This window comes from Epibacterium sp. ABV4_022 (assembly GCF_056159345.1).
Genome location: NZ_JBSWVA010000001.1, coordinates 2197097 through 2223072 on the forward strand (window position 1 = coordinate 2197097; position 25976 = coordinate 2223072).

Below are 25976 nucleotides of genomic sequence, written 5' to 3' on the forward strand. Positions count from 1 at the left end.
TGCTCCTCCATCCCCTTGCCAATGAGATGGGAAGTGCCGGAATGGGAAACAAGTCGCGTTTTCACGCACTTGCGGTACGATCCGACAGGTCCATCCAGAAACGAAAAGAGGGACCGGTCTTTTAACCGATCCCCCTGAAGATTTTATTACCCTTTGGGTTCGGTTTACTCAGCGGCCTCCGCCGCCGGGAGAACCGAAATAAAGGTGCGGCCCTTGAGGCCCTTGTGGAAGGTCACGTTGCCGTTGGCGGTCGCAAAGATGGTGTGATCTTTGCCAATACCAACGCCTTCGCCCGGCCAGAACTTGGTGCCGCGCTGACGCACGATGATGTTGCCCGCGATTGCAGACTGACCACCATAAAGTTTCACGCCAAGACGACGACCTGCGGAGTCGCGACCGTTACGGGACGAACCGCCAGCTTTTTTATGTGCCATTCTTGTCTCTCCTTAGCCTTGAGCCAGCTCTTTGGCCTGCTCAACCCACTCGGGTTTGATCTTGACGGCGTCGATACCAGCAATGTCGTCTTCAGACAAGGCTGCGATCTGAGCGAAGGTGGTGAGGCCAGCGGCCTCCAGCTTCTTGGCGGCGGCAGGGCCAACACCGGTCAGCTGGGTCAGATCGTCGGAACCGGCAGCAGCTGCGGGGGCAGCGGCTTTGGCAGCCTTGGCTTTCGGCGCGGCTTTGGCAGCGGGTGCTGCATCGCCTTTACCGGTTGCCGCTTTGACGCCGGAGGCATCCGCACCGGAGGACAGGATCTCGGTGATCTTGACCAGGGTCAGCTTCTGACGGTGACCGACAGTACGCTTGGAGGAGTGCTTACGACGACGCTTGACGAACTTGATGACCTTGTCACCTTTGATCTGTTCGACCACTTCCGCCTGCACGGCGGCGCCGGACACAAACGGAGCACCAACGACGGGGGCATCGCCACCGATCATCAGAACGTCATTGAATTGAACGGTTTCGCCAGCGTCTGCAGCCAGTTTTTCCACGCGGAGCATATCGCCCGCCTGAACTTTGTACTGCTTGCCGCCGGTCTTGAGGACTGCGAACATTTCAGTCTTTCCTTTTCTACCCGCGTCCTTCGGTCCCCTTTCGGGCGTTTGCGACGGGGCCTCGCCCCCTCACCTCGAACAGCGCGCCCCGAGAACGGGACGGTATGACAATAAAACCCCGGCGCGGAGAGTCCGGGCCGGGATGCGGGCTTTTGACCCTGTTGGCGCTTGAAGTCAACCCTTCTGTTCGGGCTCAGGTGAAAAATATCCACAGCGACCGTCGTGGCCCCGGATCACAGCTCCTGCACTGGCTGCAAATCCCGCATCCGATGGGCAAGCTCCTCGAACCGATTGGCCTGAATCTCGTACTGGATCGCATTCAGCAGCTGATAGACCTCCTGCATCAGCGGGTGCTCCAGCGCCTCGACATAGGTCGCAACCTCCTCGGTGGTGAAGTCGCGATAGAGATAGGCGGAATGCGCCAGGCTGGAGGCTGCCATCTCACGGCGCATCTCATCCTCCTGGGCCTTCATCAGGGCGCGCAGCCCTTCGGCGTCGATCTGCATGTCGATGACGCCGGCTGCCGAGGCCGCCATCAGGAAGCGGAACTGGATTTCCTGAACCGCACGAAGCGCCGTCTCGGTGCCGCCGATCGCCAGGTTCATATCCTGATAGAGCGCAACCCGCGGATCATCCTCTTCGATCAGGGTGCTGACGATGCGTTCACCGGCGGCACGGGTGTCCTCGCCATCAGTCGCCATATGCGAGGCATTCTCGACCGCGACAAGCCGCTGCCCCAGGTCGCTGGCATAAAACTCCGCCGCAAAGAATAGCGCCTCCGTCGAGAGGGTCTCTTCGAGGATGTCCAGGGCGGTGGCCTGCATCTGGTCGGTGTCGAACACTTCTGCGGTCAGCCGCTCCCACTCCAGCCCGAAATCTCCGGCGTCGGCGCCGAGTATCATGGGCGCGTCGCCCGCGGATTGCGCAATGCTGTCCAGCGCCACGTCAAAACCGGTGACCTCCAGAAATGCCTTGATCTGGTCGCGATCCGCCGCTTCGGCTTTTGCCGGCAGCAAAACCGCAACGCTCAATGCGGCGGCAAAGACACCGTGCAGCAGGAACGATACAACTGAGGCGGGGCGCAGACGCGCTGAGAACGGTTCGGTCATGGCACAAATGTAGGGGCGCGATCCGCATCCGCAAACCAAAATCCGACTTTCTTGATATAACTGTGAAATCGCCCCTTGCACGCAGTGAAAATCACCTTTAAACGCCCTCACACCCCCCGCGGAGAGGTGCCGGAGTGGTCGAACGGGGCGGTCTCGAAAACCGTTGTGCCTTCACGGGCACCCAGGGTTCGAATCCCTGTCTCTCCGCCACTTATCCCCGCCCACATCTTCCAGCGATTGCAGGATCCTCCACCATTTGCAGGATACGGAGCAGACCGCCGCGTTGCATCGCGCCGGGTCCGGCTTTAGGCTCGGCCTCGAGCGTTTTGGAGTGGCCCGGCATGCTGAATGCAACACCCCCCTTTGTGTCACCGGCTGTCGAAGCGGTCTTTGCCGCCTACCCGGAACCGGAGCGGCAGGGTCTGCTGGCGTTACGCCGCATGATCTTTGCAACCGCAGAGGAGATCCCGGCGGTGGGGCGGCTGGACGAAACGTTGAAATGGGGGCAGCCTGCCTATCTGACACCTGACAGCAAATCCGGATCGACGATCCGATTGGGGCGCCCCAAAGGCGGTGGCTTTGCCCTCTACACCCATTGCCAGACGACGCTCATGTCGGATTTCCAGGCGCTGTTCCCGGAGACCTTCCGCTATGAGGGAAACCGGGCCATTCACTTCTTGCCCGACAGCGATCCGCCTGTGGATCTGCTAAGGCTGCTGGTGCGCAACGCCCTGACCTATCACCTGAAATAACCGCGCCCGTGGGGCCGGTGCACGCGCATCATCCTGCGCGCACGACTGAAAAAGCCGGGCTGTGACCCGGCTTTTTGTTGCTGTTTTGCGATGCGTCAGGCGCGGCGGCGACGGCCACCGGAACGACCACCCCGGCCGCGGGCCTCTTCGCCTTCCTTGGCGGGCGCCTTGTTGAACTTGATCCAGTCACCACCGTGCGGGTCATTGTTGGTCAGCAGGTTGGCGGCGCGGATCGCCTCCATCTCCTTGCCGGCGCGCGGCAGAGTGGACCCAAGACCGAACAGGGTCACAAAGGTCTCGTCGTCCATGCCTTCGGGCAGGATGATGCCAGCGGCGGCAACCTGTTCCTTCTTCTCGGCAATCGCCTTTTGCGTCACCGGCAGCGCCACCGGGTTCATGATCGCGGAGGTCATGCCCGCGCCCATGGCCATCGGCAGGAAGGCGTTGTTGATGCCGTGCCGGTTCGGCAGGCCGAAGGACACGTTGGAAGCGCCGCAGGTGGTGTTCACGCCCAGCTCCTCGCGCAGCCTGCGCACCAGGGCAAAAACCTGCTGGCCGGCGGTCGCCATGGCGCCGATCGGCATCACCAGCGGGTCGACAACGATGTCATGCGCGGGAATGCCGAAATCGGCGGCGCGTTCGACGATCTTCTTGGCCACCGCAAAGCGCACATCCGGGTCCTCGGAGATGCCGGTGTCGTCGTTGGAAATCGCCACCACCGGAACATTGTACTTTTTCACCAGCGGCAGCACGTGCTCCAGACGCTCTTCCTCGCCGGTGACGGAGTTCAGCAGCGGGCGTCCTTCGGCGGCCTGTAGCCCAGCCTCAAGCGCGGCGGGAACCGAGGAGTCGATGCACAGCGGCGTGTCGGTCAGCCCCTGCACCAGCTCGATGATCTTGGTCATCAGCGGCGGCTCGGTCTCGTTCGGGTTCGGGTTCGAGTTGTAGACAACGCCCGCGTTGATATCGAGGATGTTGGCGCCCGCCATCACCTGTGCCAGCGCGTCCTTCTCCACGGTGGAGAAATCACCTGCTTCCAGCTCTGCGGCCAGCTTCTTGCGACCGGTGGGATTGATCCGCTCACCGATCACGCAGAACGGCTGGTCAAAGCCCAGAATGGCGGTTTTTGACTTAGATTCTACGACAGTACGGGTCATTGTTTATCCTTGCTGTTTTACAGGCTGCGTGGACTCGCCGCCATTGTTGATTGCCCAGGTGGCATTGGTCTTGATACCGCCCAGGGGGAAGAAATGCACGTTGGTGATGTTGAAATCCGGGTTTGCCGCCTTGTAGGCGGCCAGCTCGGTCAGCACCTCGGTGGGCTCGTAAGGCAGCATCAGCTTGGTCACATCCATGGCGCGTTTTTGCAGCACTTTCAGCGACGGGCCGACACCGCAGGCGATGGCGAATTTGATCAGCGTCTGCAACTTGGCCGGCCCCGCGATGCCGATGTGGATCGGCAGGTCGATGCCCGCGTCCTTCAGGCCGTTCGCCCAGGCGATGATCGGCTTGGCCTCAAAGGCGAACTGGGTCGCCAGGGCCATCTTGGCATCGGTGCGTTCGGAGAATTTCTGTTTCCAGGACAGCGCTTCGGAGACGTTCTTCATCGAACCATCGGGGTCGATGTCCTTGTTGCCCTCGGGGTGGCCGGCCACATGCAGATTGGTGAAGCCCGCCTTGTCAAAGAGGCCGGTTTCCAAAAGCTGCATGGAGCTGTCGAACTCGCCATGCGGTGTCGCCACACCGCCCGCAAGCATCAGCGCCTGCTTGACGTCGGCCTCGCCCTGGTAACGGGCGATCCAGTCCGCGAGCGTGGCTTCATCCTTGATGATACGCGCCGGGAAATGCGGCATCACCGGATAGCCCTCGTCGTTCAGGCGTTTGGCGGTGGCGACCATTTCCTCGATCGGGGTGCCCTCGATGTGGGCGATATAGACGCGGGTGCCGGCGGGCAGCAGCTCGCGGAAATCCTCGACCTTTTGCGCCGTGCGCGGCATCACCTCGATGGAATAATCCTGGAGGAAGGCCTCAAGGTCCGGATTGACGATGGTCTCGGTCTCGGAACCGCGTTTCTTGAAGTTCAGCAAAGCCATGGCGGCCTCCCATAGTGAGCTCAGGGCTGTCATGCCCAACCGTCGTTTGCGATCAGCGCCTTGAGGCGGTCCTGATCATATTCCTCTTCCAGACGGGTCGCCTCGGCTTCGGCGATATCCCCCGGATCCCCTTCGATCGTCACGGGGGCGGCCTTGCGCCATTCCGCAAGATAGGCGTCGCTGTCCTTGGCGTTCACCTTCATGGCTGCACGGTCGATGGCCTGCTCGAAGCGTTCTTCCAGCTGGCGTTTTGCACCACGCCGCCCCTTGCCCACGATGACCTGGGCCGGGATGTCGCGCCAATATACGATGGTGACGTCGGGCATTGCCGTTCCTTTCCGATACGTCTGTCGTATCGTGTTTCTAGTGCGCCGCAGATCGCTTGGTGCGTCGGATTTCGACAACACAAGGGGAATGAGCGACCTTTTGCGGATCATGCTACGGGTTCGCCCCCTTGGATGCCAAGAAATTGCAACGTCAAATTTTTCAACAAGATCATGAGGCCCGAAACCCGGCGCGGACCAGGTCCGGTGCCAAATCAAACAATCGGCTGATGGCAGTACCTTGCAGATCCGCCCCGCCGGACGTACTGTCATCTCAACACGATAATCGGAGGGCGTGATTCATGGCGCCCAGGCGTTCCAAAGGTACAGGAGCGTTTCCCAGAGCGGTTGAGACCCCTGTACCAGCCCGGCCGGATCCGGATGCGCTCTATGCAGCGCTGGATCTTGGCACCAACAGTTGCAGGATGCTGATTGCCCAACCCAAGGGCAGCGGCTTTCATGTGGTGGACAGTTTTTCAAAGTCGGTGCAGCTTGGCTCCGGCCTTGAAAAGACGGGACGATTGTCCCGGTCCTCCATGGCGCGCACCATTCAGGCGTTGCGCATCTGCCAGCAGAAGATCAACCGCAACCGGGTCAAACGCATGCGGCTTGTCGCGACAGAAGCCTGTCGGCGGGCCAAGAACGGGCGTGACTTCATGCGCCAGATCAAGCGTGAAACCGGGATGACGATGGAGATCATCCAGCCCGAGGAGGAGGCCCGCCTGGCGGTGATTTCCTGCGCGCCGCTGGTGTCGACCAAGACCGAGCAGCTGCTGGTCGTGGACATTGGCGGCGGCTCGACCGAATTGGTCTGGATCGATATCTCCTCGATCGCGCGCCGGGATCGCCCCTCTGCCATCATGCGGCTGCACGCCGGGTTCCACAGCACCGAAAGCCCGTTTCCCGCCGCCAAGGTGGTGGACTGGATTTCCGTCCCGCTTGGCGTGGCAACGCTGCGCGACCAGTTCAGCGATGTGGAGGATGACGCCGCCCGTTTTGCGCTGATGAGCTGGTTCTTCGAGGAAAACCTGTCGGATTTTGCGCCCTACAAGGACGAACAGGCCCGCGAGGGGTTCCAGATCGTCGGCACCTCCGGCACCGTCACCACGGTGGCCGCCTCGCATCTGGGGCTGAAACGCTATGACCGCACCAAGGTCGACGGGCTTCGGATGACTTCCGATCAGATCGACAAGGTGATCCGCGGCTATCTGGAACTGGGGCCGCAGGGGCGCCGCCGCGATCCGCGGATTGGCGAGGACCGTCAGGCGCTCATCATGTCCGGGGCCGCGATCCTGCAGGCGCTGTTGCGCTGCTGGCCCACGGACCGGCTGTCGGTGGCGGACCGCGGCCTGCGCGAAGGGCTGCTCTATGCGCAGATGAGTGCCGATGGCGTGCTGGAGGACGGCCCGTTCTGAGGCCCCTTTCTGAGCGGCGCGAGATCGGCTATAGCGCGTCAGCTGTGACAACAGTCAGGACCGCGCGAAAGAGGATAGACCATGGCGAAGAAACCGACAGGCAAGAACACCTCCGGTCGCGGGCAGCGCGATCTGACCGTCAAGGTCAAGACCGCGCGCGGACGCAAACTCAGCTCGACCCGCTGGCTGCAACGTCAGCTCAACGACCCCTATGTCAAACGGGCACAGGCCGAAGGCTATCGCGGACGTGCGGCGTTCAAGATCATGGAACTGGACGACAAATACCGGTTTCTGGTGCCCGGCGCCCGTGTCGTGGACCTCGGCTGTGCGCCGGGCGGCTGGGCGCAGGTGGCGGTGCCCCGGGTCAATGCGCTTGGCGAGAAATCCGGCAAGGCGATCGGACGCATCATTGGCGTGGACCTGCAAGAGGTCGAACCCCTTGCCGGGGCAGAGTTTTATCAGCTCGACTTCATGGACGAAGGGGCCGACGACAAGGTCAAGGACTGGCTTGGTGGCAAGGCGGATGTGGTGATGTCGGATATGGCGGCATCCAGCTCCGGTCACAAGCAAACCGACCACTTGCGGATCATGTCGCTGTGCGAAACCGCCGCCTATTTCGCCTTTGACGTGCTCGAAGAAGGCGGCACCTTTGTCGCCAAGGTTCTGGCCGGGGGCGCCGAGGGCGAGCTGCAAAAACTGCTGAAGCAGAAATTCACGAGCGTGGCCAACGTGAAACCGCCCGCATCGCGGTCCGACAGTTCGGAAAAATTCGTCGTCGCCAGCGGCTTTCGCGGCTGAGCGTCACCGCGCCAGCGGCCAGACACGCGACGTGCGAGAGGCGCTTAGAGAGCGCAACGCACGATCCCTGAGCGCGTTGATCGCCTCGGATTCGGTCAGTCGCGGCGCGCTTCCAGATCCTGCGGTCGCCCCACCTGTCCCCCGAGCCCCTGCGGGAACGCGGCTGAGATGCAGCAGTCGCTCCCTGCCCTTTGCCATCGCTGATTTTGCCATCGCTGATTTTGGCATGTGAGTCTCCGAAGCCTGTGCCCTGTGGATGTCGAGGTCCCATAGGGCCGTCTGGACGGGGCTCCGCAGCGGCAAAAATGCGGCAAAACCTGCGCCCCTTGTGACAATTCTCGGGGAATTCGGGTCACGCCTTGTCGGCAAGCCGGTCGGTTTGCAGCACGCCGTTGATCTCGGCGCCGAGGATCAGGATCGCGGCATTGAGGTAGAGGAAGATCAACGCCGCCATGGCCCCTGCGAGGCCGGCATAGGTCGCGGAATAGCTGGCAAAGCTCGACACATAAAAGGCAAACCCCAGCCCGGCCGCCCACCACAGGATCAGGGTCGTGATCGCCCCCGGCAGGATCAGCGAGACCGGCGCCCGACGGGGCAACAGCACCAGATGATAGAGAAACACCGCCGCCACCGGCACGACGGCGACAACCAGGCCACTGGCGCCGTTCTCCCAGCCGCGGAGAAAATCCAGGTCCGGAAAGAACCGGGCCAGAAACCGCGCCGCCAGCGGCAGGAACAGCTCGAAAATCGCCGCAAACAACAGCCCCACGCCGCCGAGGATCACCAGCCCCAGCGAAATCAGCCGGTGTTTCCAGAACGGCCGCGTTTCCTCCTGCCCATAGGCACGCAGCATCGCGATCCGGATCGCATCAACCCCGTTGGAGGCAAAATAGAGCGCAAGAATCCCGCCCAACGTCATCAGCCCGGTGCCTGAGGTCTCCAGCACCGCATAGACCTCGCGCGTGATCGGAGCGGCCACCGATTGTGGCCAGCTGCCAAAGACCAGCCCGACCACATCCTCGACCACCACGCGGTGGGACAGCAGGCTGGCAATGGCACCGCTGAGTGCAACGGTGAACAGCACAAAGGGAAACAGAGCCATCATCATCGACATGGCGATATGGCTGCTGAGCACCCAGGCGTTCTTGGAGTTGAAGCGCCGGAGGGCACGGCGCAGGACCTGAAATGCCCTTCTTGCCTGGTGTCCCGCTGCCATATGTGTCTCCCTTGAAATGATTTTATTACAATGAGTTCGGCGTGCGTCTTGATGTCGTTTCAGAGAACCCGGGCCGCATGACAGCCACCAGGAACGCCGTGCTGATGCCAAAGGCCAGCATGCCCGTCATAGCAGCAAAGGAGGCAAAGATGCGATGTCCTTCATCCAGAACGATGTCGCCATATCCCAGGGTGGTATAGGTGGCGATGGAAAAATAGACGGCGGCGTTCCAGGTGGCAAAGCTGGCCGCCTTTAGCATCAGCGCCGCCGACCAGATCCAGACCTGCGCCGTATGGGCGCCGACGATGAACCCGATCGAAATAAGCAGCACGCCCAGCTGCTGCGGCCGTTCGGACAGATGGCCAAAACGCGTCTGGTGCCGGCGCAGGGCTTCGACGCACCAGACCAGCATTGCCGCCTCCAGCACCAGACAACCGCCGAGGAAGAAACTGCCCCAGACGATCTGCTGAATCAGGGTCATGTCGCTTTGCTCCTTCTGTCACCGCTGCAGGCCAGATTGACGCAGCCTAGAAATCGTCACTTGATCGTGCAACCTCCGCATTACATCCATGAGACAAGACATTGGGACAAGGGGCTTTCTTTTGCTTTTGCGCGTTCAGGACCTGACACGCCGATACCCGGGGCAGTCCAGGGCCGTGCTTCAGGGCGCCGGGTTCGAGCTGGATCGCGGCGAGAGCGTGGCGCTGACCGGAGAGAGCGGCTCCGGCAAATCCACGTTGCTGCACATGCTGGCGGCGCTGGACCAGCCCGATGCGGGGCAGATCCTGCTCGATGGCGCGGACATCAGCAGGCTGGATGATCGCACAGCCTCCGCCGTGCGGCGGCGCCGGATTGCATTGGTGTTCCAGCATTTCAATCTGATACCGGCGCTGACCGTGGCCGAGAATATCGCGCTGCATGCCCGCCTTGGCAAATGCCATGAGGCGGAGTGGACCAACCACCTGGCAGAGCGGATGGGACTGGCGGACCTGATGCGGCGCTATCCGGAGCAGATCTCCGGCGGGCAGCAGCAACGTGTGGCGATCGCCCGGGCGCTCGCCCTGCGTCCGGATGTGCTGCTGGCGGATGAACCGACCGGGAATCTGGACGAATACGCCAGCGAGGAAGTGCTGCGGCTGATGCTGGAGCTGGTGACCGAGGCGGGCAGCGCCTTGTTGCTGGTCACCCATTCGCAGCAGATTGCCGCCCGGTGTCAGCGCCACCTGCACCTCAGCGGCGGGCAGATTACCGAGGGCGCCTGCGCATGAGGCTGACATTGGCCACGCTGTTGCGCCATTGGCGGCGGATGCCGCTGCAACTGGGCTTGATGATCGCGGGTCTGGCACTGGCCACGGCGCTGTGGTCGGCGGTGCAGGCGATCAACGGCGAGGCGCGGGCCTCTTATGCGCGGGCCGTGGAACAGCTCGGCAGTGCGCAATTGCCCGCGCTGACCGCTCCGGACGGGCGCATCCCGCTTGCCACCTATGTCAGCCTGCGGCGCGCCGGTTGGCAGCTGTCGCCGGTGCTGGAGGGGCGCTGGTCTCCGGGGCGCAGGCCGGTCACGCTGATGGGGGTGGATGTGCTGAGCCACCCGGTGACAGCGGCGATGGTGGCGGCAGAGGCCGAAGCCGACCCCGATGCGCCGCCCTTTGCGACGGTGATGCAACGCGAGACCCTGTTTGCGCATCCCGATCACCTGCCGGATCTGGCGGGCAGCGGTTATCGCCTGCTGCCGCTGCCGCATCTGCCTCCGGATGTGGTGGTCGGCGATCTGGCGCTGGTCGCAACCCTGCTCGACCGGCCGGACGCGCTGACGCGGCTTTTGATATTACCAGAGCAACCCATGGGCCTGACACCGCTTGCTGAGCTTGCCCCCAATCTGCACGTCGGGCGTGTGCAGGACGGGGTTGCCGGGGATCCGCAGCGGCTGACCCGCAGTTTTCACCTCAATCTCTCGGCCTTTGGGTTGCTGTCGTTTGCGGTGGGTCTGTTCATCGTGCAGGGCAGCGTGACGCTTGGGCTGGAACAGCGCCGGGGCCAGATCCAGACCCTGCGCTGTCTCGGCGTGCCGCTGTCGCAGCTGATGCTGGCGCTGGCGATCGAGCTGGTGGTGTTTGCCTTGGTCGCAGGGCTGATCGGCCTCGTCATCGGCTACGGTCTGGCCGGGCTGCTGCTGCCGGATGTCACGGCCACGCTTCGCGGCCTCTACGGGGCGCCGGTGGACGGTGAACTGACCCTGCGCCCGGGGTGGGTTTTGTCCGGGCTGGCCATGTCGGTTGGTGGTACATTGCTGGCGGGCACTCAGGCCTTTTTGGCGCTGCGCCGCATGGCGCGCAGCCTGTCGCAATCGCCCGTGAGCGGGGCCAGACGCGGCGCGCACCACTGGCTGCGCCTGGCGGCAGGGGGGCTCGTCCTCATGGGCCTCGGGACATTGATCGGGGGGATCTGGCCCGGGCTATTGACAGGGTTTGTCTGGCTGGCGGGTCTAATGGTCGGCGCGGCGCTGCTGTTGCCGGCGCTCCTGCATGCGGCCAGCCATCTGATCCCGACCGGGCCAGATAGCCCACTGCGCGCCTGGCTGATCGCCGACAGCCGCCTGCAATTGCCGGGGCTGTCGCTCTCGCTGATGGCGCTGTGCCTCGCGGTGGCCACCAATATCGGCGTTGGAACCATGGTGTCCAGCTTCCGGCTGACCTTCGTCGACTGGATCGACCAGCGGCTGCTGGCCGACCTCTATGTGCAGCCCGAAACGGAGACGATGGAGGCGGAGCTGATGCGTTGGGCGCAGCAGGCGGGCGTGCGCGCCCTGCCCCGCTACCAGATCGACAGCCGCAGCGGCAATGCGCCCCTGCGGCTGTTCGGGATCACCGATGATCCGAGATACGCCGAAGAGTGGCCCCTGTTGCGCAGCCAGCCTGACGTCTGGACCCGCCTGTTCGATCAGGATGAGATCCTGATCAATGAACAGCTGGCACATCGACAGGGGCTGTCCCTCGGATCGGTGGTTGAACTCGCGCCGGGTTGGAGCGCCCGAGTCGCCGGTGTCTATGCCGACTATGGCAACCCGGATGGGCAGGCTTACATGTCGATCGACGCCATGCGTGATCGCGATATGCCGATGACCCTGTCGCAGATCGGATTGGTGGCACCGGCGGGCACAGCCATCGAGGATCTCGCGCAGGAGCTGCGCGCCGCGCTCGCCCTGCCGCCCGGTGCCGTGATCCGACACGACGCGGTCCGGGCAACTTCGACGGCGATCTTTGATCGCACTTTCGTGGTGACCGGCGCGCTGAATGTGCTGACTCTGGCCGTTGCCGGCTTTGCCATGCTGACCAGTTTTCTCAGTCAATGGAGCCGGCGCCTGCCGCAGCTGTCACCGCTGTGGGCGATGGGGGTCACCCGTCGTCAGCTGGCACTGTGCGAAGTGCTGCGCAGCCTCGGCTTTGCGGCGGGTACCTTCCTGCTGGCGTTGCCGCTGGGGCTGGTGCTGGCGTGGATCCTGCTGGCCCATATCAACCTGGAGGCCTTTGGATGGCGCGTGCCGATGACCCTGTTCCCCGACGAATGGCTGCGGTTGTTCGCCCTGACGCTTCTGGCGGCGGCGGTGGCGGCACTGGGACCGGCGACGCGTCTGCTGCGGCTGTCTCCGGCCCGTCTTCTGGGGGTGTTTTCACATGATCGCTAATGCTGTTGTCAGGACCTGCGCCCTTGCGCTTGGCGTCCTGATTGGGGTCGATCCGACTGTGGTCGCGGCGCAAGGCTATGCCGGGCTTGGCACCCAGGCAGAGGGGTTTACGGTTCCCACTCCGGGGCAGAGCCTGGAATTTCCCGCCGATCACGCGGCCCATCCCGATTACCGGATCGAATGGTGGTATCTCACCGCAACGCTTGAAACCGCAAGCGGCGCGCAGCTTGGGGTGCAATGGACCCTGTTCAGATCCGCACTGGCCCCTGGAACCGCCCCCGGCTGGAACAGCCCGCAGGTCTGGATGGGGCACGCCGCCGTGACCACGCAACAGCAGCATTACTATGCGGAACGCCTGGCGCGCGGCGGGATTGGACAGGCGGGCGTGTCGCTTGATCCGTTTAAGGCCTGGATCGATGACTGGGCGATGACCTCAATGGATAACACGCTCGACGGTCTGAACCTGCAAGCGCGTGGCGACGAGTTTGGCTATGATCTCTCCCTGCGCGCGGAGGGGCCGCTGGTCCTGCATGGGGAGGCCGGTTATTCGGTGAAATCGGCACAGGGGCAGGCAAGTTACTACTACGCCCAGCCCGGCTACCGGGTGAGTGGCACCGTACGGTTGCCGGAGGGGGATCTGGAGGTCACCGGCAGAGCCTGGCTGGATCGGGAATGGTCGAGTCAACCGCTGGCGGCGGATCAATCCGGCTGGGACTGGTTCTCTCTCCACCTTGATGGCGGCGACAAGCTGATGGGGTTTTTGCTGCGCAGCGACAGCGGGGATTTCAGCTCCGGCACCTGGATTGAAGCAGACGGGACCACCATCCCGCTGGCGCCTGGGTCACTCGCGGCTGAGCCCTTGGGCTGGAGCGCGGTCGCGGGGCGGCAGGTGCCGACTAGCTGGCGTGTTTCGCTGCCCGAGCGGGATCTCGCGGTGGAGGTGCGCGCGCTGAACCCGAACGCCTGGATGGGCACCGTGTTTCCCTATTGGGAAGGGCCGGTAGAGGTCTCGGGGTCGCATCAGGGGCGGGGCTATCTTGAAATGACCGGCTACGACTAGGGCTAGCGCGCCCCGGATCAGGGGGAGCTGCGCTCCAGCAGACCGTCAAAGCGGTAGTAGGCGCGCGCTGCGCGATGAAGCGGAGCGGTCTGGTAATCCTCCACCATGCTGGCCGCATCAAGCGCCCCAAAGGCGGGATGCGCACGGCGAAGCGTGTCGAGATTGGAAAAGACGCTGCGCACCATTTCATGCACGACCTTCAGCTTCTGCTGCCGCGTGGTCACCAGCGTCGCGGCAAAGCCAAAGGAATGCACCACCTCGGGATTGCCGCGATAGAGATGGGCCGGGATCTGGACAAAATCGTAGAACGGGCTGCTCGACACGATTGCGCGGATCTGCGGATCATTCACCGGGACCAGCAGGGAATCGCAGGCGGTGGTTGCCGCCTCGACCGAGGCGGAGGGATGGCCAACCGTGAACACCATCGCATCGATTTCATCTGCACAGAGCGCTTCGGACTGGGCCTCGGCGGGCAATTCATGCACCTCGGCAAAACTGTCCCTGCTCCAGCCGAGCACCGCCATCAAGCCCTCCATGGTGGCCCGCTGACCAGATCCCGGATTGCCGATATTGACCCGTTTGCCGCGCAGATCCGAAAAACTGTGGATATCCGCATCGACCCGCGCCACCACGGTGAATACCTCACCGTGAAGCGAGAACAACGCCCGCAGATCGGAGAACGGAACCCCGTTCGCCAGCAGCGGCGTGCCCGCGACAGCCTGGGCCTGCCAGTCGGACTGGACGATCGCAAAATCCAGCTCGCCCCGGCGCAGCGCCTGGAGATTCGCCACCGATCCATCTGTCACCTCTGCGGTGCAGCGAATGCCGTGACGGCGGCGATCCTTGTTCAGCAACCGGCAAATGGCGGTGCCCATCGGGTAATACAGACCGGAGACAGAACCGGTGCCGATGGTGATGAAATCCTCGGCCCGGGCGGGGGCCGCGACTATGATCACGGCGGTCAGCCATGTTGCCCATAGACGGGCGCACCGCCTTGAAATTTTTCCCATACTGTCCCCGCCCCCACGCTGTGCGCGCAAAATTCCAAAGGGGGCAGAGCCTGTCAAGGTGAATGCCCCCAAGGCATGGAAACCCGGAACCGTCAGCTCCGCGGCAAGACCTCCAAGCTGACGTCCGGAAATAGTTCTGTGTCATAAAAAGGTTATCAAAGACTTGTAGCTGAGCACACGTGTTCGCGGACTCACGTCCAGCCCCGCTTTCCGGTCTCAACCCGGGCGGCGGGAATGGATCAGGGGGCGCGAAAACGGGGGCCACGCTGTCATACAGATATTTCAAAATACTGGCAGCATCCCGGCGTCCGAAACAGTGAATTCGCTCCGTTCCCGGGGTAACAGACTTGGAGATGTCGATGACAATCTGGAAAATCGCAGCGCTGAACGTTGCCGCTGCCATCACCGCCACCGCGGCCTTTGCCGAAACCGAAATCACCCTGTGGCACGCGATGGGCGGCCAGCTGGGCGAGACCGTCAACAAGATCGCCGAAGACTTCAACGCGTCCCAGGACGACTACAAGATCACACCGGTGTTCAAAGGCTCCTATGAAGAGACCCTGACCGCTGGTATCGCCGCCTTCCGCGCCGGCGAGCAGCCCAACATCATGCAGGTGTTCGACGCCGGTGCCGCCACCGTGATCGGCGCCAAGGGCGCGACCATCCCGGTTCAGGACCTGCTGACCGACAATGGCGTCGATTTCGACATCAACGACTACATCTCCGGCGTGCGCTACTTCTACGCCGACAGCGATGGCAAGATGATCGGCATGCCGTTCAACTCCTCTTCGCCGATCATGTATTTCAACGTGGACGCGCTGGAAAAAGCAGGCGTCTCCGCACCCAAGACCTGGGAAGAGTTCCAGACCGTGACCGCGCCCGCCCTGAAGGACGCCGGCTACATCGGCCTGAGCCAGTCGCACCTGCCCTGGATCTTTACCGAGAACTTCCATAGCCGCCACAACCTGCCGTTTGCCACCAACGACAACGGCTATGAAGGCGCAGAAGGCACCGAGATCCTCGTCAACAACGACGCCATCAAGGCGCATTTCACCGCTCTGACCGAGTGGAAGGAAAACGGCTTCTTTGAATGGTATGGCACCGGTTGGGGCGACAACCAGCAGCCCTTCGAGGACGGCGATGTCGCCATCTGGCTCGGCTCCTCCGGCTCTTTCGGCGGGCTGATGTCCAAGGATCTCGGCTTTGAATTCTCCGCGACCTACCTGCCCTATTGGGAAGCCGTGACCACCGAGCCCAAGCAGACCTTCATCGGCGGCGCGTCGCTGTTTGCAATGTCCGGTCACGATGCCGAGGAAAACGAAGCCACCGCCAAGTTCTTCGAATTCCTGACCTCCTCCGACGTGCAGTACTTCTGGCACAAGGAAACCGGTTACGTTCCGATCACCGAAGCAGCCTACGAGCAAGCCAAGGCAGACGGCCACTATGACCGTTTCCCGGCGGCCGAAGTCGGCATCCAGCAGCTGTCCCTGCCCGGTGGCGACAACACCAAAGGCTACCGCATGGGCTTCTACGTCCAGATCCGTGACGTGATGAACCGTGAATACGGCCGCATCCTGACCGGCGAGACCTCGGTCGAAGACGCCTTCAACAACATCGAGAAAGAAGCCAACGACCTGCTGGCGCGCTTTGCCAAGACCCAGGGCTAAGCTCTCTCATATCCGGGGCAATCCGCGTCATCCGCGCGGGTTGCCCCATTTTCTTTTGCCGATGGAAGACCCCTCATGAAACGTGCCGGATTCACCACTGTCTGGCTGCCCGTAGCGCTGTTGCTGCCGCAGTTGATGATCATTGCGATCTTCTTCTACTGGCCAGCCGCCTGGGCGGTGCAGTCGTCATTCTACCTTCAGGACCCGTTCGGGTTTGGTTCAACCTTTGTCGGGGTCGAGAACTACACCGACCTGATGGCCAACTCCGAATACGGCAAGGTGGCGCGTTTCACCGTGATCTATACCGCGCTGGTGACGTTCTTCTCGCTGGCGATCGCCCTGCTGCTGGCGGTGAAGGCGGACAAGGTCATCAAGGGCGCAAAGTCCTATCGCACGCTGCTGATGTGGGTCTACGCGATCGCCCCGCCGGTGGCGGGGTTCCTGGGGCTCATGTTCTTTGACCAGCGCAACGGGCCGATGACCGAGATGTTTCAGGCGCTGGGCTGGGATTTCCGGCTGGGTGCGGATTACAACTCTACCGCCACCGCGATGGTGATCGTTGCGGTGTGGAAGCAGATCCCGGTCAATTTCATTTTCTTCCTCTCGGGGCTGCAATCGATCCCGAAATCCGTGCGCGAGGCGGCATTGATCGACAACCGCTCCGCCTCGGGGCGCTTCTGGGAGGTGACCTTTCCGCTGCTCGCGCCGACCGCGTTCTTCCTGCTGATCATCAACATCACTTACGCGCTGTTCGACACCTTCGGGATCATCGACACGCTGGTGCGGTCGGAGCCCGGCAACAACCCGGTGACGCTGGTCTACAAGGTCTTTGTCGACGGGTTCCGCGGCAATGATCTGGGCGGGTCCTCTGCGCAATCGGTGATCCTGATGGTGCTGGTCCTGCTGCTCACCGTTTTCCAGTTCCGGCTGATCGAACGCCGGATTCACTACACCTGAGGAGGGTCGGATCATGACTGATATGACACAGGCCAGCATCGCCACCGCGGCGCGCCCGCGCCGCTCCAAACGCTTCCGCTGGTCGCAGGTGTTTGATCACGCGATCCTGTGCACGGGCGCATTCTTCATGCTGTTTCCGGTGCTTCTGGTACTGATGACCACCAGTTTCGAGGACGCGGACATCGTGCGCAACGGGCTTCAGTTCGGCTTTGAAGGCCAGATGCTGGAAAACTTTGACGCCGCGATGTTCGAGGCCGCCGGGTTCAGCAAGGCGATCACCGGCACCCGGATGCTGATCAATTCGCTGATCCTCGGTTTTGGCTTTGCGATCGGCAAGATCGTGATTTCCATGATGGCCGCCTATGCCATCGTGTATTTCCGGCTGCGGTTTGCGACCTTTGCCTTCTGGATCATCTTTACCACGCTGCTGCTGCCGCTGGAGGTGCGCATCCTGCCCTCTTACGAGGCGATCCAGAGCCTGGGCCTCGCCAATACCTACACCGGGCTGATCGTCCCGCTGATCGCCTCCGCCACCGGCACGTTCTTCTTCCGTCAGTTCTTCCGCTCGATCCCCGAAGAGCTGGTGGAGGCGGCCCGCATTGACGGCGCCGGGCCGATCAAGTTCTTCATCGACATTCTGGTGCCACTAAGCCGCACCATGATCGCGGCGATCTTCATCATCATGTTTGTCTATGGCTGGAACCAGTACCTCTGGCCGACGCTGATCACCACCGATGAGGGCATGTTCACCCTGGTGCGCGGCATCAAGCAGATTGTGCAGGTGCTGAGCCAGACCGGCGCGATGATCCCCGAATACGGCAAGGCGCTGGCGCTCTCTCTGATCGCCATGATCCCGCCTGTCCTCATCGTCATTTTCTTCCAGAGCTGGTTCGTCAAGGGCCTGACGGAATCCGATAAATAAGGAACTGAACCTATGGCACAGGTAACACTGGACCGTGTCCGCAAGACCTATCCCAACGGCTTTGAAGCCGTGCAGCCCTGCTCCGTCGAGATCCCTGATGGGGAGCTGGTGGTGCTGGTTGGCCCCTCAGGCTGCGGGAAATCCACGCTGCTGCGCATGATCGCAGGGCTTGAGGACATCACCGATGGGGCCCTCTCGATTGGCACGGATGTGGTCAACGACAAGGACCCGGCAGATCGCAACATCGCGATGGTCTTTCAGAACTACGCGCTCTATCCTCATATGAGCGTTGCAAAAAACATGGGCTACGGGCTGAAGAACCGCGGCGCCTCCAAGGCCGAGATTGACGCCAAGGTGCAAGAGGCCGCGCGTATTCTGAACCTCGGCGATTATCTTGATCGTCGTCCGAGCCAGCTGTCGGGTGGGCAGCGCCAGCGCGTCGCCATGGGGCGGGCCATCGTGCGCGATCCGGAGCTGTTCCTGTTTGACGAGCCGCTCTCGAACCTTGATGCCAAGCTGCGCAACCAGATGCGGATTGAAATCCGGGCGTTGCAGCAGCGCCTCGGCGTGACCTCGGTCTATGTCACCCACGATCAGGTCGAGGCGATGACAATGGCGGACCGCATCATCGTGCTGAATGCCGGCCGCGTGGAACAGATCGGCACCCCGACCGAGATCTACGAACGCCCTGCCTCGACCTTTGTGGCCGGCTTCATGGGCGCGCCGCCGATGAACCTGATGACGGCAGCACTGGTCTCCGGTCAGCTGCAAGTCGGAGGCGAGACGAAACTGCCCCTCACCCCGCCTGCTGTGGCAACGGATGAGGTGCTTGTCGGATACCGGCCCGAGGATGTGCGTCTGGGCGGTGACGGTTCTGTGGTGCTGGATGTGCAGATCATCGAGGAGCTGGGCGCAAACCGGCTGCTGCATGGTCAGCTGGGCGGGCAGGCGTTCTCGATCAGCATTGGCAAGGACGAACAGGCTCAGGTCGGCCCGCAGCCGATCACCCTGCCTCAGGACCGCGTCCACTTCTTCCACCCCGAGCGCGGCACGCGTCTGTGATCCCAGTGCAGCAATAACGTGCAGTAATAACACGGCCGGCGACTGTGACGTCGCCGGCCCATTGGCAAGATCATCGCCCGCGGTGCGGGCGCGGTTCTGACAGCCTCCGGATCAAACCGTTGCAGGCGGCGGGCCGAGTTTCTTGCGCCAGGAGGCGATCGCCTTGATCCGCGTCGACATCTTCTGATTGAGATCCAGCATGTCTTTCATGGTTTTCATCGCCTTCACATCCGATGCGCTGGCCCCTTTGGACGCCCAGTCCGCCATTGCCTTGAATATGGCCTCGCCGGTCTTGTTCTCGGTGCTGCTCTTTGGATAGAGCTTGGCGATATTGCCGACATTCTGGTTGATGTCGCGGGCCGCTTTCAGAATGTTCTCGGAAAAGAACTTCAGCGCTTCGGTTTCGTCGCCGTTTGAATTGCGCTGGTTCTGCGCCACAAACAGCGCGCCTTTTTTCAGGGTCGCGTCGAGGTTTTTTCCCAGAACATTCAGGGATCGCACCGCATCGGTCATTTCCTTGCCGCGCTTGCCGACGATCTGCTTGTTCATGTTGAGCTGCGCTTCACCGCTGACGATGATCGCTTCGAGGTCCTTCTCCAGCACGTTGAGGCTGTCGAGCTTCATCTTGGAGCCGGTTTTTTTCAGCTCGTCCTTCCATGCCGTGTCCAGAACCTTGACATAGGCCGCACAGGCTTTCTTGGCAGAGGACAGCGCCTTGTCCAGATCTTCGAGCGCCTTCAGCTGCTTGTCCAACGGATCCTTCTTGTCGCGTGCCCCATTGCGATAGTCGGTGAACGCCTTGTCCATCGCCTTGAAATTGGTGGACAGCTTTGTCTTCTGGATCGTCTTGATAAAGGCATCGCTCGGCTTTTTGGATTTCGTGTTCTTTTCGAACGCCGTCTTGGCGCGTTCCCATTCCTTTGCCCAACTTCCTGCTTCTACTGCCATATTCGTCCCTCCTTGGTGCCAATTGCCTGTTCACAATAATCTGATTAGCGGGCTGCGCGCCGTCCCACCAGCCGGGAGCGGCAAAACTTTGAAACAACCTGCGTCTCATCTGGTCTCACGCAGCAGCCCGCAGCTTCCGTCGCGGCATGTGCGATTTTTTCCGGCGCCCGGCGGTCTAGCGCAAGGCTTTGTGCCGCGCGCGTAAAAACGCTATGTAGCGGAGACAGCAACAAGGGGATGCGTGCCCATGACCATCTATGGCGACAGCTTCGAGACCCGCGAAGCAATGATCGAGGCCTGCCGCGCGTTGAACCAAAGCGGCGTCAACCAGGGCACCTCCGGCAATATTTCGGTGCGCGTCGGTGCGGATTTTCTGATTACCCCGTCCGGCGTTCCCTACGAGGGGCTCACCCCTGACCTGATCGTGCGCCTGCCACTGGACCCAACTCAGCAGGCAGCGCCCGGGCAGATGAAACCCTCGACGGAATGGCCCTTCCACCGTGCCCTGCTGGTTGCCAAACCCGAGATGCAGGCGGTGGTGCATGCCCATCCGGTTCATTGCTGTGCATTGGCCATGAACCGCCAGAGCATACCGGCCTGCCACTATATGGTGGCTGCGTTTGGCGGCACCGACGTGCCTTTGGCGGAGTATGCGTTGTTCGGCTCCGACGCGCTCTCGGACAGTGTCACCGCGGCCATGCAGGAGCGCTCTGCCTGTCTGATGGCCAATCACGGCGCCGTTGTCTGCGGTGAAACGCTCGAGAAGGCCATGTGGCGCATGGGCGAGCTGGAAGCCCTCGCCAAGAGCTATATCGCAAGCCTCTCCATTGGCACGCCGCACATCCTGAGTGATGCGGAAATGGCCGAGGTGCTGGAGGCCTTTGCCGGTTACGGCCCGGCGCGCGAGTCCTGATGCGCCGGGGCCTGGTCCACGCATGAGCGCGTCGCAACCCCTTGCCTTGCTGCTGATACTGGGCACCGTGGTCCTGATCGGTCTTGGGCTGAGGTTGTATTTCCTCCCCGAGGATGATGACGACGATTTTCTCTGACGTCGCCGCATCCACGAGAAAAGCCGCCGGTTTCGCAACCAGCGGCTTTCTCAAGCAAAACAGTGCTTTGCGATGGTACCCAAGGCCGGACTCGAACCGGCACGCTGTCACCAGCGGGGGATTTTGAATCCCCTGCGTCTACCATTCCGCCACTTGGGCCTGCTGCGTGTCCTAGCGCTGCTTTTGCCCGAGGTCCAGAGCCAAATGTGGGCACAGGCGCAGAAAATTGACCAATTCAGCGCTGTCGCAAACAGTTGAGTTGACCCCCGGGCGCCTGCATGCAACGTCAGCCGGGACTTTTCCATCTAGGATATTGCCCTCTGACATGTTGCGCCCACTTTATGATCGGACCATGGCCCTGGCGGACCACCCGCATGCGCTGTGGTGGCTGGCGATTGTCGCCTTTGTCGAAAGCTCCGTGTTTCCGATACCGCCCGATGTGCTGATGATCCCGATGATCCTGGCGCGCCCGTCCCGTGCCTGGCTGATTGCGCTTGTGGCGCTTGTGGCTTCGGTGGCCGGAGGGCTGTTGGGCTATGTGATTGGGGCGTTCTTCTACGAGGGGATCGGCCAGCCGGTGCTCGAAGCAATGGGCAAGGCCGACAAGATGGCCGAGTTCAATACCCGGTTCAACGATTTTGGCTTCTGGGCCGTGCTGATCGCCGGTGTCACGCCCTTCCCCTACAAGGTCATCACCATCATGTCCGGCTGGACCGGCATGCCGATCGCCACTTTTGTCGCCACGTCGATCCTGGCGCGGGCGCTGCGGTTCTTTCTCGTGGCGGGACTGTTGTGGCAATTCGGCGCGCCCGTGCGCGATTTCATTGAAAAGCGTCTGGGGCTGGTGTTCACCGTCTTCTGTCTGCTGCTGTTGGGCGGCTTTCTTGCACTGAGGTATCTATGACATTCAGCCGTTTTCTCATCCTGATCGCCGCCGGTGGGTCCGCCGCGCTGCTGCTTGGCGCTTTCGGGTTTCAGTACATTGGCGAGCTTGCCCCCTGCAAGATGTGTATCTGGCAACGCTACCCGCATGGGGCGGCGGTTGGACTCGGCGTTCTTGCGGTTCTGATCCCCGGTGCGGTGCTGCCCTACCTGGGGGCTTTGGCGGCCCTGACGACGGCTGCGATCGGAGCGTTTCACGCCGGCGTCGAACAGGGCTGGTGGGAAGGTCCGACCACCTGCACATCCGGCGCGATCGACGGTCTCAGCGCGGATGAGCTGATGTCGCAGATCATGTCGGCACCGCTGGTGCGCTGTGACGACATCCCGTGGGAGCTGTTCGGCCTGTCCATGGCGGGGTGGAACGCGGTAATCTCGCTGGTTCTGGCCGCGATTTGGGTCGCGGCAGCCCGTCACGCGCGCTGACGGTCAGGCGCGCTGAAGGTCAAGCGCGACTGTCTTTCTTGGTGGCCAGCAGCAGATTGGTTTCGCTGGACACCACCCCGTCGAACATGCGGATCTTGGCCAGCGCCTCGTCGAGGGTTTCCAGCGTTTCGGTTCCCAGCTCCACGATCAGGTCCCAGCGCCCGTTGGTGGTGTGTATCGCACGCACCTCGGGCAGCCCCTGCAGCTGGCGCGTGATCCGCGACGCCCCGCGCCCCTCGATGCCGATCATCATCAGCCCGCGGACCGGATCGCGCAGCACGTCCTCCTTCAGCACCACCGTGAACCCCAGGATATCACCGCGCGACTGAAGCCGCTCGATCCGGGTGCGCACCGTGGTGCGCGACAGTTCCAACTGCATGGCCAGATCGGAGAGCGAGGCCCGCGCGTCATGGCGCAGTGCCGAGATCAGGCGTTCATCCGTTTTGTCCATAATCTACGTCCGTTTTGCGTTGTCTCTTCTCCTTATGGTCAATTTGCTCTCTGTTTTCCACCTCAAAACGGAGAAATATCAAAAAGACCCTCAATCAAGGAGATTTCGGATGTCCTCTCGACACTGTATTCTCGTCGGCGCGCCCGTCGACAGCGGCAAGCGCCGCACCGGCTGCCTGATGGGCCCGGATGCCTATCGCACTGCCGGGCTCGCCCCCGCTCTCGAAAGCCTCGGCCACACGGTCGAGGATATCGGCAATGTCACCCCTGCCCCGCATGCCCCCGATGATGGCAGCGGCCCCCTGCACGAGCCAAATCTGACCCGCGCCTGGACCGAGAGCCTGTCCGAAGCCGCAGAAGCCGCCATGGCGCGCGGCATGCCGATTTTCCTCGGCGGCGATCACGCTCTGGCATTGGGCACCGTGCGCGGTGTCGCAAACCACGCCGCAACTCAAGGGCGCCCGCTGTTTGTTCTCTGGCTCGATGCCCATAGCGACTATCACTCGCTCGACAGCACCGATTCCGGCAACCTGCATGGCTGCCCGGTGCGCTATTTCACCGGTCAGGCACCGTTTGAGGGCTTCCCGCCGGTGCCGAACCCGGTGCCGCCGGAAAATGTCTGCATGATCGGTCTGCGGTCCGTCGACACCGCCGAGCGCGAGGCGATGGAGAAGGTCGGCATTCACCGCCACGACATGCGCGATATTGATGAGAACGGCATCGCCCGTCCGCTGAGCGCCTTCCTGGAAAAGGTCGCCGCTCAGAACGGTATGCTGCATGTCTCGCTGGATGTGGATTTCCTCGATCCCGCCGTCGCGCCTGCGGTTGGCACCACTGTTCCGGGCGGCGCCACCGTGCGTGAGGGCCATCTGGTTTGCGAAATCCTGCATGACAGCGGCCTGATGACCTCGATGGATCTGGTGGAGCTGAACCCCTTCCTGGATGAGCGTGGCCGCACCGCGCATCTGATGGTCGATCTTTGTGCCTCTGCCATGGGGCGGCGCGTGTTTGACCGTCCAACCCGGAGCTACAACGCATGAGCATGCTTCAGGCTCCTGCGGCGGTGGTGATGGTGCGTCCTCATCACTTTACGCCGAACCCGGAAACCCGAGGGGACAATGCGTTTCAGGCGCAGGCCGATGCCCATGCCGACACCATCAGCGCCCGCGCGATCACCGAATTCGACGGCGCGGTCGCTGCGCTGCGCGACGCAGGCGTGACGGTCCATGTGTTCGAGGACACCAGCCGCGACACCCCGGATTCCGTCTTTCCCAACAACTGGTTCTCCACCCACGCCGGTGGTCATGTGGCGGTCTACCCGATGTTCGCGGCCAATCGCCGCCGAGAGCGGCGCTGGGACGTGATCGAGATGCTGAAACGGGAGTACCGTGTTCAGGATGTGATCGACTATTCCGGCCTGGAACAGGACGCTCTGTCGCTCGAAGGCACCGGCGCGATGGTGCTAGATCACATCGGGCGCATTGCCTATACGGTCAAATCAAACCGCGCCGATCCGGTGTTGCTGGAGCGGTTCTGCACCCATTTCAACTATGAACCGATGGTGTTCGAAGCCTGCGACGATCAGGGGCGCGACGTCTATCACACCAATGTCCTGATGGGCATCGGCACCGACTATGCGCTGATCTGCCTGGACATGATCCGCGACGCCACCCGCCGCGCCGAGGTTCGGCAGCGGCTCGAAGAAAGCGGACGAAGCGTCATCGACCTGTCTGCCGCGCAGATCCAGAACTTTCTCGGCAATACCTTCGAACTCACCGGGCACCGGCGCGTGCTGGCCCTGTCCGCCCGGGCGGCACAGGCACTGACCCCGGACCAGCGGGCGGTGATCGAACGCTCGGCAGAGCTGCTGCCGCTCTCCATTCCCACACTTGAAACGGCCGGTGGGTCGGTGCGCTGCATGCTCGCCGGCATTCACCTCAGCCCCCGTCAAAGGACCATGCAATGACCCAACCTTCCGATAAGGCCCTTGTTCCTTTTGTCAGCGTAGACAACATGATGCGCCTCATTCATCATGTCGGCATCGAGGATATGATGCGCAATCTGGCCGACTATATCGAGGCCGATTTCAAACGCTGGGAGCTGTTTGACAAGACACCCCGTGTCGCCAGCCACTCCGACGTCGGTGTGATCGAACTGATGCCCACCTCTGATGGTGAGGCTTACGGGTTCAAATACGTCAACGGCCACCCCAAGAACACCTCCGAGGGGCTGCAAACCGTGACGGCCTTTGGTCTGCTTGCCGATGTCTATACCGGCTATCCGGTGCTCTTGACCGAGATGACCATCCTCACCGCCCTGCGTACCGCGGCGACCTCGGCCATGGTGGCCAAGCACCTCGCCCCCAAGGGGGCGGACACCATGGCGATGATCGGCAATGGCGCGCAGTCGGAATTTCAGACGCTGGCGATGAAGGCGATCATCGGTCTCAAGGCCGTGCGCCTTTATGACAAGGACCCGGCGGCAACCGAGAAATGCGCGCAGAACCTCGCGGGTCTGGGGGTGGATGTCACCATCTGCAAAACCCCGGAAGAGGCGATCGAGGGCGCCCAGATCCTCACCACCTGCACCGCGGACAAGCAATATGCCACCATCCTGACCGACAACATGGTCGGCAGCGGTGTGCATATCAACGCCATCGGCGGCGACTGCCCCGGCAAGACCGAGCTTGCGCCCGGCATCCTCAACCGCTCGGACGTGTTTGTGGAATATCCGCCGCAAACCCGCGTCGAGGGTGAGATCCAGCAGATGCCCGAGGACTTCGCCGTGACGGAACTCTGGGAAGTGATCTCCGGTCACAAACCGGGCCGGACCGGTGATCGTCAAATCACGCTTTTTGACAGTGTCGGCTTTGCGATCGAAGATTTCTCGGCCCTTCGCTACATTCGCGACCGCATCAAGGGCACGGATTACTTCATCGATCTCGACATGCTGGCAGATCCGGATGATCCGCGGGATCTCTTTGGCATGGTGCAACGCGCCAAGGCCTGACGCGGAAAGCGCACCTCTCGGGGCGCGCTTT

Annotated in this window: 27 protein-coding genes and 2 tRNA genes; 17 read left to right on the top strand and 12 right to left on the bottom strand. The window is 62.3% G+C overall.

What is annotated here, in order from left to right; genetic code table 11:
- Positions 1-164 precede the first annotated feature (164 nt).
- The 3 genes from rpmA to ACXAF5_RS10370 all read right to left on the bottom strand — a co-directional run bounded on the left by rpmA (position 165) and on the right by ACXAF5_RS10370 (position 2164).
- Entirely contained in the window at positions 165-434 is a 270-nt protein-coding gene (rpmA, locus tag ACXAF5_RS10360) for a 50S ribosomal protein L27 (RefSeq protein WP_005611266.1), read from the bottom strand.
- A 12-nt stretch (positions 435-446) separates the two neighbouring features.
- Positions 447-1055: a 50S ribosomal protein L21 gene (locus tag ACXAF5_RS10365; protein WP_239320121.1), complete on the bottom strand. Its 609-nt coding sequence runs from the start codon at positions 1053-1055 to the stop codon at positions 447-449.
- Positions 1056-1288: 233 nt separating this feature from the next.
- Entirely contained in the window at positions 1289-2164 is an 876-nt protein-coding gene (locus ACXAF5_RS10370; RefSeq protein WP_474946522.1) for a DUF2059 domain-containing protein, read from the bottom strand.
- Between the two features lie 120 nt (positions 2165-2284).
- Between ACXAF5_RS10370 and ACXAF5_RS10375 the strand changes: the two genes are divergently transcribed.
- Positions 2285-2374 (top strand) — tRNA-Ser (locus ACXAF5_RS10375).
- Between the two features lie 131 nt (positions 2375-2505).
- The gene (locus tag ACXAF5_RS10380; protein WP_474946523.1) at positions 2506-2916 is read left to right on the top strand and encodes a DUF1801 domain-containing protein; all 411 of its coding nucleotides are present in this window, start codon (positions 2506-2508) and stop codon (positions 2914-2916) included.
- A 95-nt stretch (positions 2917-3011) separates the two neighbouring features.
- Here the strand turns inward: ACXAF5_RS10380 and ACXAF5_RS10385 are convergent, their stop codons facing one another.
- The 3 genes from ACXAF5_RS10385 to ACXAF5_RS10395 are packed head-to-tail and all read right to left on the bottom strand — an operon-like array spanning position 3012 to position 5335.
- The gene (locus tag ACXAF5_RS10385; protein ID WP_239359434.1) at positions 3012-4073 is read right to left on the bottom strand and encodes a methyltetrahydrofolate cobalamin methyltransferase; all 1062 of its coding nucleotides are present in this window, start codon (positions 4071-4073) and stop codon (positions 3012-3014) included.
- A 3-nt stretch (positions 4074-4076) separates the two neighbouring features.
- A complete protein-coding gene (locus ACXAF5_RS10390) occupies positions 4077-5009 on the bottom strand; it encodes a methylenetetrahydrofolate reductase (RefSeq protein ID WP_474947826.1) in 933 nt (310 codons plus the stop codon).
- 29 nt (positions 5010-5038) lie between these two features.
- Positions 5039-5335: a virulence factor gene (locus ACXAF5_RS10395; protein WP_239320110.1), complete on the bottom strand. Its 297-nt coding sequence runs from the start codon at positions 5333-5335 to the stop codon at positions 5039-5041.
- Between the two features lie 299 nt (positions 5336-5634).
- Between ACXAF5_RS10395 and ACXAF5_RS10400 the strand changes: the two genes are divergently transcribed.
- On the top strand, positions 5635-6747 hold the full coding sequence (locus ACXAF5_RS10400) for a Ppx/GppA phosphatase family protein (protein WP_474946524.1): 1113 nt from the start codon (positions 5635-5637) through the stop codon (positions 6745-6747).
- A gap of 81 nt (positions 6748-6828) precedes the next feature.
- A complete protein-coding gene (locus tag ACXAF5_RS10405) occupies positions 6829-7545 on the top strand; it encodes an RlmE family RNA methyltransferase (RefSeq protein WP_239320087.1) in 717 nt (238 codons plus the stop codon).
- 352 nt (positions 7546-7897) lie between these two features.
- Here the strand turns inward: ACXAF5_RS10405 and ACXAF5_RS10410 are convergent, their stop codons facing one another.
- Together ACXAF5_RS10410 and ACXAF5_RS10415 are read right to left on the bottom strand one after the other, a co-directional pair.
- Complete coding sequence (locus tag ACXAF5_RS10410) at positions 7898-8761, bottom strand: YihY/virulence factor BrkB family protein (protein WP_239320076.1); 864 nt, start codon at positions 8759-8761, stop codon at positions 7898-7900.
- A 25-nt stretch (positions 8762-8786) separates the two neighbouring features.
- Complete coding sequence (locus tag ACXAF5_RS10415; RefSeq protein ID WP_474946525.1) at positions 8787-9242, bottom strand: potassium channel family protein; 456 nt, start codon at positions 9240-9242, stop codon at positions 8787-8789.
- A 121-nt stretch (positions 9243-9363) separates the two neighbouring features.
- On the opposite strand from ACXAF5_RS10415, the gene ACXAF5_RS10420 reads away from it, so the two are divergent.
- Genes ACXAF5_RS10420 through ACXAF5_RS10430 form a run of 3 tightly spaced genes read left to right on the top strand, consistent with a single transcriptional unit; the run spans position 9364 to position 13506 of the window.
- A complete protein-coding gene (locus tag ACXAF5_RS10420; protein WP_474946526.1) occupies positions 9364-10029 on the top strand; it encodes an ABC transporter ATP-binding protein in 666 nt (221 codons plus the stop codon).
- Positions 10026-12446 (top strand): ABC transporter permease, encoded by a 2421-nt coding sequence (locus tag ACXAF5_RS10425; protein ID WP_474946527.1) that lies wholly within the window; start codon positions 10026-10028, stop codon positions 12444-12446. The genes ACXAF5_RS10420 and ACXAF5_RS10425 overlap by 4 nt, the downstream gene beginning before the upstream one ends.
- Positions 12436-13506 carry a lipocalin-like domain-containing protein gene (locus tag ACXAF5_RS10430; RefSeq protein WP_474946528.1) on the top strand — a complete coding sequence of 357 codons (1071 nt, stop codon included), beginning with the start codon at positions 12436-12438 and terminating at the stop codon, positions 13504-13506. Before ACXAF5_RS10425 ends, ACXAF5_RS10430 begins: the two co-directional genes overlap by 11 nt.
- A gap of 17 nt (positions 13507-13523) precedes the next feature.
- Here ACXAF5_RS10430 and ACXAF5_RS10435 read toward each other — a convergent pair whose 3' ends face one another.
- The gene (locus tag ACXAF5_RS10435; protein WP_474946529.1) at positions 13524-14516 is read right to left on the bottom strand and encodes a TAXI family TRAP transporter solute-binding subunit; all 993 of its coding nucleotides are present in this window, start codon (positions 14514-14516) and stop codon (positions 13524-13526) included.
- A gap of 359 nt (positions 14517-14875) precedes the next feature.
- On the opposite strand from ACXAF5_RS10435, the gene ACXAF5_RS10440 reads away from it, so the two are divergent.
- From ACXAF5_RS10440 to ugpC, 4 genes are all read left to right on the top strand, one after another.
- Positions 14876-16183 carry an extracellular solute-binding protein gene (locus ACXAF5_RS10440; RefSeq protein WP_474946530.1) on the top strand — a complete coding sequence of 436 codons (1308 nt, stop codon included), beginning with the start codon at positions 14876-14878 and terminating at the stop codon, positions 16181-16183.
- A gap of 75 nt (positions 16184-16258) precedes the next feature.
- Positions 16259-17140: an ABC transporter permease subunit gene (locus tag ACXAF5_RS10445; protein WP_239320056.1), complete on the top strand. Its 882-nt coding sequence runs from the start codon at positions 16259-16261 to the stop codon at positions 17138-17140.
- A gap of 13 nt (positions 17141-17153) precedes the next feature.
- Complete coding sequence (locus ACXAF5_RS10450) at positions 17154-18062, top strand: ABC transporter permease subunit (RefSeq protein WP_474946531.1); 909 nt, start codon at positions 17154-17156, stop codon at positions 18060-18062.
- A 12-nt stretch (positions 18063-18074) separates the two neighbouring features.
- Positions 18075-19124: a sn-glycerol-3-phosphate ABC transporter ATP-binding protein UgpC gene (gene ugpC, locus ACXAF5_RS10455; RefSeq protein ID WP_239320051.1), complete on the top strand. Its 1050-nt coding sequence runs from the start codon at positions 18075-18077 to the stop codon at positions 19122-19124.
- 111 nt (positions 19125-19235) lie between these two features.
- On the opposite strand, the gene ACXAF5_RS10460 is transcribed toward ugpC, so the two are convergent.
- Entirely contained in the window at positions 19236-20072 is an 837-nt protein-coding gene (locus tag ACXAF5_RS10460; protein ID WP_474946532.1) for a hypothetical protein, read from the bottom strand.
- A 247-nt stretch (positions 20073-20319) separates the two neighbouring features.
- Between ACXAF5_RS10460 and ACXAF5_RS10465 the strand changes: the two genes are divergently transcribed.
- Positions 20320-20985 (top strand): class II aldolase/adducin family protein, encoded by a 666-nt coding sequence (locus ACXAF5_RS10465; protein ID WP_239320046.1) that lies wholly within the window; start codon positions 20320-20322, stop codon positions 20983-20985.
- 209 nt (positions 20986-21194) lie between these two features.
- On the opposite strand, the gene ACXAF5_RS10470 is transcribed toward ACXAF5_RS10465, so the two are convergent.
- A tRNA-Leu gene (locus ACXAF5_RS10470) sits at positions 21195-21280 on the bottom strand.
- A 166-nt stretch (positions 21281-21446) separates the two neighbouring features.
- Here ACXAF5_RS10470 and ACXAF5_RS10475 point away from each other — a divergent pair.
- Both ACXAF5_RS10475 and ACXAF5_RS10480 read left to right on the top strand, forming a co-directional pair.
- Positions 21447-22025, top strand: coding sequence for a YqaA family protein (locus ACXAF5_RS10475; protein ID WP_474946533.1), 579 nt, complete (start codon positions 21447-21449; stop codon positions 22023-22025).
- A complete protein-coding gene (locus ACXAF5_RS10480) occupies positions 22022-22486 on the top strand; it encodes a disulfide bond formation protein B (protein WP_474946534.1) in 465 nt (154 codons plus the stop codon). Before ACXAF5_RS10475 ends, ACXAF5_RS10480 begins: the two co-directional genes overlap by 4 nt.
- A gap of 19 nt (positions 22487-22505) precedes the next feature.
- Here ACXAF5_RS10480 and ACXAF5_RS10485 read toward each other — a convergent pair whose 3' ends face one another.
- Positions 22506-22937, bottom strand: a complete 432-nt coding sequence (locus ACXAF5_RS10485) for an Lrp/AsnC family transcriptional regulator (protein WP_239320041.1) — start codon at positions 22935-22937, stop codon at positions 22506-22508.
- A 109-nt stretch (positions 22938-23046) separates the two neighbouring features.
- Here ACXAF5_RS10485 and rocF point away from each other — a divergent pair, with 109 nt between their 5' ends.
- The 3 genes from rocF to ACXAF5_RS10500 are packed head-to-tail and all read left to right on the top strand — an operon-like array spanning position 23047 to position 25945.
- Positions 23047-23976, top strand: a complete 930-nt coding sequence (gene rocF, locus ACXAF5_RS10490; RefSeq protein ID WP_474946535.1) for an arginase — start codon at positions 23047-23049, stop codon at positions 23974-23976.
- Positions 23973-24902 carry a citrulline utilization hydrolase CtlX gene (gene ctlX, locus ACXAF5_RS10495; RefSeq protein WP_239320037.1) on the top strand — a complete coding sequence of 310 codons (930 nt, stop codon included), beginning with the start codon at positions 23973-23975 and terminating at the stop codon, positions 24900-24902. The genes rocF and ctlX overlap by 4 nt, the downstream gene beginning before the upstream one ends.
- A complete protein-coding gene (locus ACXAF5_RS10500) occupies positions 24899-25945 on the top strand; it encodes an ornithine cyclodeaminase (protein WP_474946536.1) in 1047 nt (348 codons plus the stop codon). The genes ctlX and ACXAF5_RS10500 overlap by 4 nt, the downstream gene beginning before the upstream one ends.
- The last annotated feature ends 31 nt before the right edge of the window (positions 25946-25976 follow it).